Genomic DNA, 7,373 nt, shown 5'->3' with positions numbered 1-7,373 from the left:
GCAATATCCACATGAATTTTCTCACCGTGCCATAGCACTCGCAACTGTTCGAGGGATTCAATTTGTTCTAAGCCAGAGGGAGACATGCTGACGTATTGTTTTATAAACCCTGCCCGATAAGCGTAGATGCCTATATGACGCAGATAATAATCGCCGATTTCGTCAATCAGGTCTTCATCTAAAAAGCGGGAACGGTCATAAGGAATGGTGGCACGACTAAAATATAAAGCGAAACCCTGCTTATCGGTAATCACCTTCACCACATTTGGATTAAATGCTTCTTCAACATCGGTGATTTTAACCGCCAAGGTGGCCATTTCCGCTTGTTGGTGTTGATGCAGGTTTTCAGCGACTTGCTGAATATTCACCGCTGGAATAAAAGGCTCATCCCCTTGCACGTTAACCACGACCTCATGCGACAACATGCCTTCCATTTCAATTACTTCAGCCAGACGCTCAGTGCCCGATTCATGATGGGCAGCTGTCATACAATACCGACCGCCAAAATCGCTAACAACTTTAGCTATGCGTAGATCATCGGTAGCAACAATCACTCGGCTGGCACCGGATTCAATGGCGCGTTCGTAGACATGTTGCACCATAGGCTTGCCATTAATGTCTACCAGAGGTTTACCTGGAAAACGGGTAGATGCGTATCGAGCTGGAATGATCACGCTAAAGTTCATGCTTGTCCTACTTTCAATTTAGAGTTTTTTTGGTTGAGAAATGTGTGCTACTTCAATAACTGTTCAAGTTCTTCACTGCTGACAGACTTGGCCTCTGACTCAAGTAATACCGGAATGTTATCAACAATAGGGTAAATTAATCGATCAAATTTACAGATAAGCTGTGCATTGTTGGCTTGGTAGACCAAACTACCTTTACAAGCTGGACACGCTAATACATCCAATAATTTTTTGTCAAAAGCCATGATATTCTCTTTTTAATTTAGGGTTAATTTGAAGCATTAATTGTACGTAATTTTGCCAATATCTCACTGGAAAAAGCCGCAGATAATTGCGCTTTTACCGGTAAATACCAACAATCTTGGTGGGCAAAATCACGACATTTTACCGCATCTTTTTCTGTCATAATAAGCACATCGTTGGGTAAATCATCCGCGCTAAATTGATGGTGATCAACAAAACTTATGGTCTTATTTATTTCTAGGGGATAGCTTGCCAATAGGTCAAAGAAACGTTGAGGATGACCAATGCCAGCCAATGCAGTGACGGGCCCGACTAAGCTAGTTACTTTACGACTGAGACGAGGATCTTTTACGTTAATTAGGTCCCCTGCTTCTAGGCTCATAGCGTATTCACTTGGTGCTTGCGTTTTACCATTGATAACGACGAAGTCTGCCTGTTGTAAGCGCCATGCTCCCTCGCGCAGTGGCCCTGCAGGTAATAATAAACCATTACCTAAGCGACGTTTACCGTCTATTACGACAATTTCGATATCTCGTTTCAGCGCATAATGCTGCAAGCCGTCATCACAAATAATGACATCACACTTACATTCTTTAACTAAGAATTGAGCACCGCGAGTGCGAACGGGATCCACGACCAAAGGACAACTAATATGCTGGCGCATTAACATGGGCTCGTCTCCCACTTGTGTCACGATGCTGTGCTCAGTAACGGCCTTGGGATACTGTGAACTTTTACCGCCATAACCACGGGTAAGAACCCCAGGTTGATAACCTTGTTCGCTCAAAAATTGCGCCAAAAACACCACCATCGGTGTTTTACCATTGCCACCTACACTGATGTTACCCACAATAATCACGGGTACTTCAGCACGTGAGGACACTTTTAGGCCAAGCCGAAATGCCAAACGTCTTAATTTGGCGAGTATGGCAAAGAGCAGGGTCAAGGGTAACAATAAGACAATAATTGGCCAATGATACCAGCGCGGTGCATACCAAAGTTGCGTTAGACTAAACATCACTGGTGTTACTCGTCACCAAATTGCATCTTGTGTAATTGTGCATACATGCCTTGTTGGGCTAATAAATCTAGATGATTGCCCTGCTCAAGAATTTCACCACTCTCGATGACTAAAATCTGATCGGCATTTTCAATGGTTGACAGTCTATGTGCCACAACGATGCTGGTGCGATTTTGTTGTAGTTTGTACAACGCATCTTGAATTAATCGTTCTGATTCAGTATCAAGCGCTGAAGTTGCTTCATCAAGAATCAATACGGGCGCATCGATAAACAACGCTCGAGCGATCGCGATACGCTGACGTTGACCACCAGATAGCATAAAACCGTTCTCCCCCACGACCGTTTCTAAACCATCGGGTAGCTGAGTTAAAAACTCCATAACGTGAGCGGTTTTGGCGGCGGCCAAAATTTTGTCGCGATCCACAGGCCCTGTTGCGCCATAAGCAATATTGTTGGCGATGGTGTCATTGAATAACACCACGTGCTGAGACACCAAGGCAAACTGACGGCGTAAATCTTTTAGCGGGATATCTGCTAGTTTAATACCGTCTAAATAAATCTCTCCTTGCTGGTGATTATAAAAACGGGTAAGTAAACTGGCAATGGTGGACTTTCCACTGCCAGAGCGCCCCACTAACGCACAGGTTTGCCCTGGCTTTACCGCAAAAGAAACCTGTTTTAGTGCTGGAATTGTTTTGCCTGAATAGGCAAAGGTCACGTCTTTAAATTCAATACTACCTTGAGAACGCTCTACCTTGTGAGTGCCTCGGTCGCGTTCCACTTCTTGATCCATTACTTCAAATATACTCGAGCAAGCCGCCATCCCCCTTTGAAACTCGCTATTAACCGTGGTTAATTGCTTCAGAGGCTTAAGCAACATCACCATATTCACCACCACATTCACAAAAATACCGGGCGTTAGTGACTCAACCAAATGGGGGAAACTGGCAACATACAGCACAAACGCAAGCGCAATAGAGGCGATAACTTGAATAGACGACACGCTTAAAATGCGGGCAACGACCAACTTCATATTCTGTTGGCGGTTATGATTGTTACGTTGACTAAACTGCTCGTCTTCGAGGTTTTGTCCGCCAAACATTAATACCACTTTATGCCCTTTCAAGGCTTGTTCTACTGAGGAAGTGAGTGAACCCATGGTTTGTTGAATACGTTTACTCACGGCCCTAAAGCGTTTGCTCACGACTGATACAACTACCGCAACCACGGGACCAATCAAAATAAAAATAAGCGACAGCTGCCATGAGTAATAAAACATTGAAATGAGCAAACCAATTACCAGTGCGCCCTCTTGTACTAGGGTTAATAGGGCTTTACCTGCAGCATTCGACACCTGCTCCGTGTCGTAAATCACTTTTGAAATTAAACTACCGGTGCTGTTTTTGTCATGGTATTCCACTGGCAAATGGATGTATTGCGAAAACAAAGTTTGGCGCATGGTTTTCACGATATTGCTACCGATCCACGCCACGGTATAGGTGCCAAGAAAGTTGAAAATTCCCCGTAGAATAAAAATGGGTACAATCAAATACGCTGCGATACGCAAATATTCGTAATTGCCATTGCCAAGACTGTCATCAATAACGGGTTTAAGGCGCGAGATAACGTACACATCGATGGCCGAATAACCAATCATGCCGATTATGGCCACTAAAAACGCTAATTTATAGGGTTTCAAATATTGTTTAAATCGAGAAAAGATCCTTTCTGGATCTTTTGTGACAATGGGTGTTTCAACAGTCATGCAGTATGGGCTTTCTAAAATTTATAAATTACCGCGCTAGTGTAACTGTTTGAAGAAAAATCCCCAACTTTCAAAGGGATCTTTTATCTCAAGTGAGCATTAAACGTTTAAATATGGCACTTTTTACTCAAGCTTAAAGAGATATACAAAAGCAAAATTGCTTTTTAAGATTAAACACTATTTGAATCGCGTGCATTGGCACTATGGCTCGGTACGCGCTTTTGGAAAGTTAGCATACCAAAATGGATAAATGTCTTGCCGATATGTGCGAACAACAATGGGTTCCTTATGTTTATAAGGAACGATAAAGCTGACTTGACCTACTTCAGAGCTGCTATACAAAGTGGCCGATGAATCATTGTAGCGGCGCAATACCTCCGGCCGAGGAAACGACCAGCGATTCATAAATCCCTGAGTAAAAACCACGTACTGCGGTGAAACATAATGAATAAAAGGCGCGGATGAAGAGGTATTACTGCCATGATGCGGCGCCAACAAGATATCGCTTCTAAGCTTGTCCCCCCATTTTTCAACTAAACGCTTCTCAATACTTGCATCAATATCCCCGGCTAATAAAATGCTATGCTGCCCATCACTTAAGTGAATAACACAAGAACTATTATTGTCATTATGTAAGGTGGGATTGTCTGGCCACAACACAGTGAAACTCAAGCCTTGCCATTGCATAACCTGACCCAAGCGACAAGTGGTATCGGTAGTAAGGATGTGAGCTACGCTTATCTTATTCTTTAACACTTGTAAGCTGCCACTGTGGTCATTATCCCAGTGGCTAATAATTACCTTGTCTAATTGAGCGATCCCCCGCGCTTTCAACAAAGGTAATATAACGCTCTCAGCCATGTTAAAACCGCTTGGATAAGCAGCGCCCACGTCATACATAACAGCCCTGCCCTGTTTCGATATTACTACCGCTGAGCCATGCCCTACATCGAGAATATCGATTTGCCAATCGGTGTTATGTGATGTGAAAGCGTAACTCAAAATAGGCAGAAATAGCACCAAACAAAACCCTTTAATTTTACCGATATTGGGCAACATAAAACAGACAATAGCGGTTAAAAATAGCAACCAAACTGACATTGGTATTGCGGGTAACGACCAAACCGCCCAGCTCAAGGACTGAGTTTGCTGTAAATAGTGCAAAGCTACGCTAAGCAAGGCATCTACCCAATTGAAAATAACATGGGCAAAAGGTGGCCATAGGGCTAAAAATATAACTGCCAGCAAACATAAAGGAACAAGGACTAAGGTTACTAAAGGTACGGCCAACAAATTAATAACCGGAGAAAGCCAGGAAATATAAGCAAACTGCCACGCGATAATCGGTAACATCAATACACTCAGTGCCAACTGAATTTTTATCATCACCTTGAGACTAGAAACTACATTAAATCCCTGAGATTGATGAGGCCAACACCAAAAAATAAAGAGAATAATCAACACCGCTGAAAAACTTAACCAGAAACTCAGACCAAACAGACTTAAGGGGAAGAGAAAAACAAAACCGGAGATACTGAGCAAAACTACTCGACGAAGGCTCAAATTAAGATTACACAAAAAAATACACGCTAATAACAACAAACTAAGCCATGCTCTTAAGGTAGGTAAACCAAAACCTGCCAACGCTGAATACGCATAAGTCGTTAGGACAGTACCGACCAATGCCACTTTGTGAAGATTAATACAGTGAAGTTGATAAAAGCGACTGACTATTAAGCCCAGTCCCCACGCCAGAATAAAATAACTCATGCTCGCAACAAGGGCTAAATGCAAACCTGAAATGGCAATGAGGTGTGCAATACCGGTTGATTGCACTAAGCTCCAATCATCTGTTTCTAGCAGTCCCCGGTAGCCCAAAGTTAACGCTGCTATCCATGCCTCATGTTTCAGGTTTAGCGCAATGAGTTGATTTAAGGCACGCTGGCGTAAACTTGTTTCGGCCAACAATAATGTATTGCCCCTATCGGTTTTGACATATCCAGTTGCACTTATGTTTTCGCTGAACAACCACTGCTGGTAATTAAAGCCCGCTTCATTCGCTAAGCCATGTGGAGGCTTTAGTTTGACCAACAAATATACATGCTGCCCCTGCTGTATGTGCCAAGGTGCATTGTTCCAAGAAAGACGCACTACACGGGGTATCAGAAGTGAATTTTCTGCAATTTTGTCAATACTTAAATTAAATCTAGGGTTCACGACTTGATGATTTATTGACAAGACCCGCCCTTCAACCCAAACAGCTTGTCGGATTTGTGTCAAAGGGAGTTGCAAAGAGTATTGCCAATGGCCTACACTCGCCATCCACGAAATGCCGATAAGAGCAAAAGCATAGGTTCGAGTTTTATTAAACACTAAACCGCATGCTGCTAAACAGAACAGACTAAGTGTGACAGAAACACTGGGTAAATTAGTCCAGTACAGCGATGTTATACTGGCTGAAATAAAAATAAAAAGTTTACTATCCATAGTATGTTGAAATAATAATTCCATCAGAAAGTAAGTATAGAGAATTATCCTGAAAAAGTTTATTAAGCGCTTCTTGCCCAATCCACACACCGTGAAACAACATAAAGTTTTATTGGTTTTTGGGACCTTGTTGCATGATCCAAATTTATGGCATCTAAATCGTCGCTCGGCGGCCGGAGCGTTTGGCATTGGGTTATTTTTTGCTTTTTGGCCTGTCCCCTTTCAAATGTGGTTAGCAGCGGCGGTAGCGATTCCCCTCAGAGTGAATTTACCCTTAGCTGTTGCAACTGTGTGGTTGACCAATCCGTTTACCATGCCCCCTATTTTCTATGGCGCATATTTGGTAGGCGTAAAGGTGTTAGGTGCGCCAGAGCAACAATTCTCTTTTCAATTAAGTTGGCAATGGGTACTTGAAAGCGTAGAAACAATCGGCCCAGCATTTTTATTAGGCTGTGCTATTTGTTCTGTATTTTTTGGTTTGTTAGGGTACTTTAGCCTGAATTACATCTGGCGTTGGTCTGTCATTAAAGCGTGGCGTTTAAGAATCCAGCAACGTCAAAAATAATGTTAATGTTTATTTAGACGTGTCTAGGATCAAGCTTACTCCTAAGATTAAATAAGCTTAAGTAAACTAGTTGACTGGCAAGCGAAACCTGCACTAATTAACCACGACAACGCATCGGCCTCATTAGAGAAACGTTGTATCTGCACATGTCCTTTCTTCTCATGTATTGTTTGCTGCAAAACAAACTCCTTTAAGGCATCATGCTCTAAGATTTCAGCGGCATGCGTCATACCCTTACCCGCGCACCATTTAAACGTTCTTTCTATGACCGGGGTGGCCTCAGGCGTGTGTAATTCCCACTCATCAAAAAAAATCATATGAGCATGTGTAGTGCCAGGTTTAAGGGCGAGTACAGCACGACGCATCTCTTCTTCGTTTCGTAAAGCGGTTTGCAAGGACCACTGCCCCTTAACGTGCGAGACGATGATTTGCCCCTTTGTAAATACCTTGACTTGTCCTTTCATATTCTGCAATGCGTTAGAGAAGTTAAAATTGAGTATATAGTAAAATATTGAAAGCTGAATTGAATTTGGAGGAACTGATTGTAAGTGAGTTAAGTAGGACGTATTAAACACCCAATATTACTAAGTTTTTGGACATGAAGG

The 7,373-nt window shown here is 42.7% G+C and carries 7 protein-coding genes; 1 reads left to right on the top strand and 6 read right to left on the bottom strand.

Annotated features, from left to right (window positions below; all coding sequences use genetic code 11):
- The 5 genes from kdsB to NWQ57_RS21220 all read right to left on the bottom strand — a co-directional run.
- Window positions 1-686: 3-deoxy-manno-octulosonate cytidylyltransferase (gene kdsB, locus NWQ57_RS21240; RefSeq protein WP_306024192.1), on the bottom strand; the 686-nt coding region annotated here is incomplete at its 3' end.
- 47 nt (window positions 687-733) lie between these two features.
- Entirely contained in the window at window positions 734-931 is a 198-nt protein-coding gene (locus NWQ57_RS21235; protein WP_306024191.1) for a Trm112 family protein, read from the bottom strand.
- Between the two features lie 23 nt (window positions 932-954).
- Complete coding sequence (gene lpxK / locus NWQ57_RS21230) at window positions 955-1,947, bottom strand: tetraacyldisaccharide 4'-kinase (RefSeq protein ID WP_306024190.1); 993 nt, start codon at window positions 1,945-1,947, stop codon at window positions 955-957.
- Between the two features lie 8 nt (window positions 1,948-1,955).
- The gene (gene msbA, locus NWQ57_RS21225; protein ID WP_306024189.1) at window positions 1,956-3,716 is read right to left on the bottom strand and encodes a lipid A export permease/ATP-binding protein MsbA; all 1,761 of its coding nucleotides are present in this window, start codon (window positions 3,714-3,716) and stop codon (window positions 1,956-1,958) included.
- A 201-nt stretch (window positions 3,717-3,917) separates the two neighbouring features.
- Entirely contained in the window at window positions 3,918-6,203 is a 2,286-nt protein-coding gene (locus NWQ57_RS21220) for a DNA internalization-related competence protein ComEC/Rec2 (RefSeq protein WP_306024188.1), read from the bottom strand.
- A 46-nt stretch (window positions 6,204-6,249) separates the two neighbouring features.
- On the opposite strand from NWQ57_RS21220, the gene NWQ57_RS21215 reads away from it, so the two are divergent.
- Complete coding sequence (locus tag NWQ57_RS21215) at window positions 6,250-6,768, top strand: DUF2062 domain-containing protein (RefSeq protein WP_306024193.1); 519 nt, start codon at window positions 6,250-6,252, stop codon at window positions 6,766-6,768.
- 47 nt (window positions 6,769-6,815) lie between these two features.
- Here the strand turns inward: NWQ57_RS21215 and NWQ57_RS21210 are convergent, their stop codons facing one another.
- Window positions 6,816-7,232 carry a hypothetical protein gene (locus NWQ57_RS21210; protein ID WP_306024187.1) on the bottom strand — a complete coding sequence of 139 codons (417 nt, stop codon included), beginning with the start codon at window positions 7,230-7,232 and terminating at the stop codon, window positions 6,816-6,818.
- Between the last annotated feature and the right edge of the window lie 141 nt (window positions 7,233-7,373).

Origin of the sequence: Paraglaciecola sp. (assembly GCF_030730205.1) — a bacterium.
Lineage (GTDB): Bacteria > Pseudomonadota > Gammaproteobacteria > Enterobacterales > Alteromonadaceae > Paraglaciecola.
The sequence above is the reverse complement of the archived record's forward strand: the minus strand, read 5'-3'. Positions and strand labels throughout refer to the sequence as shown.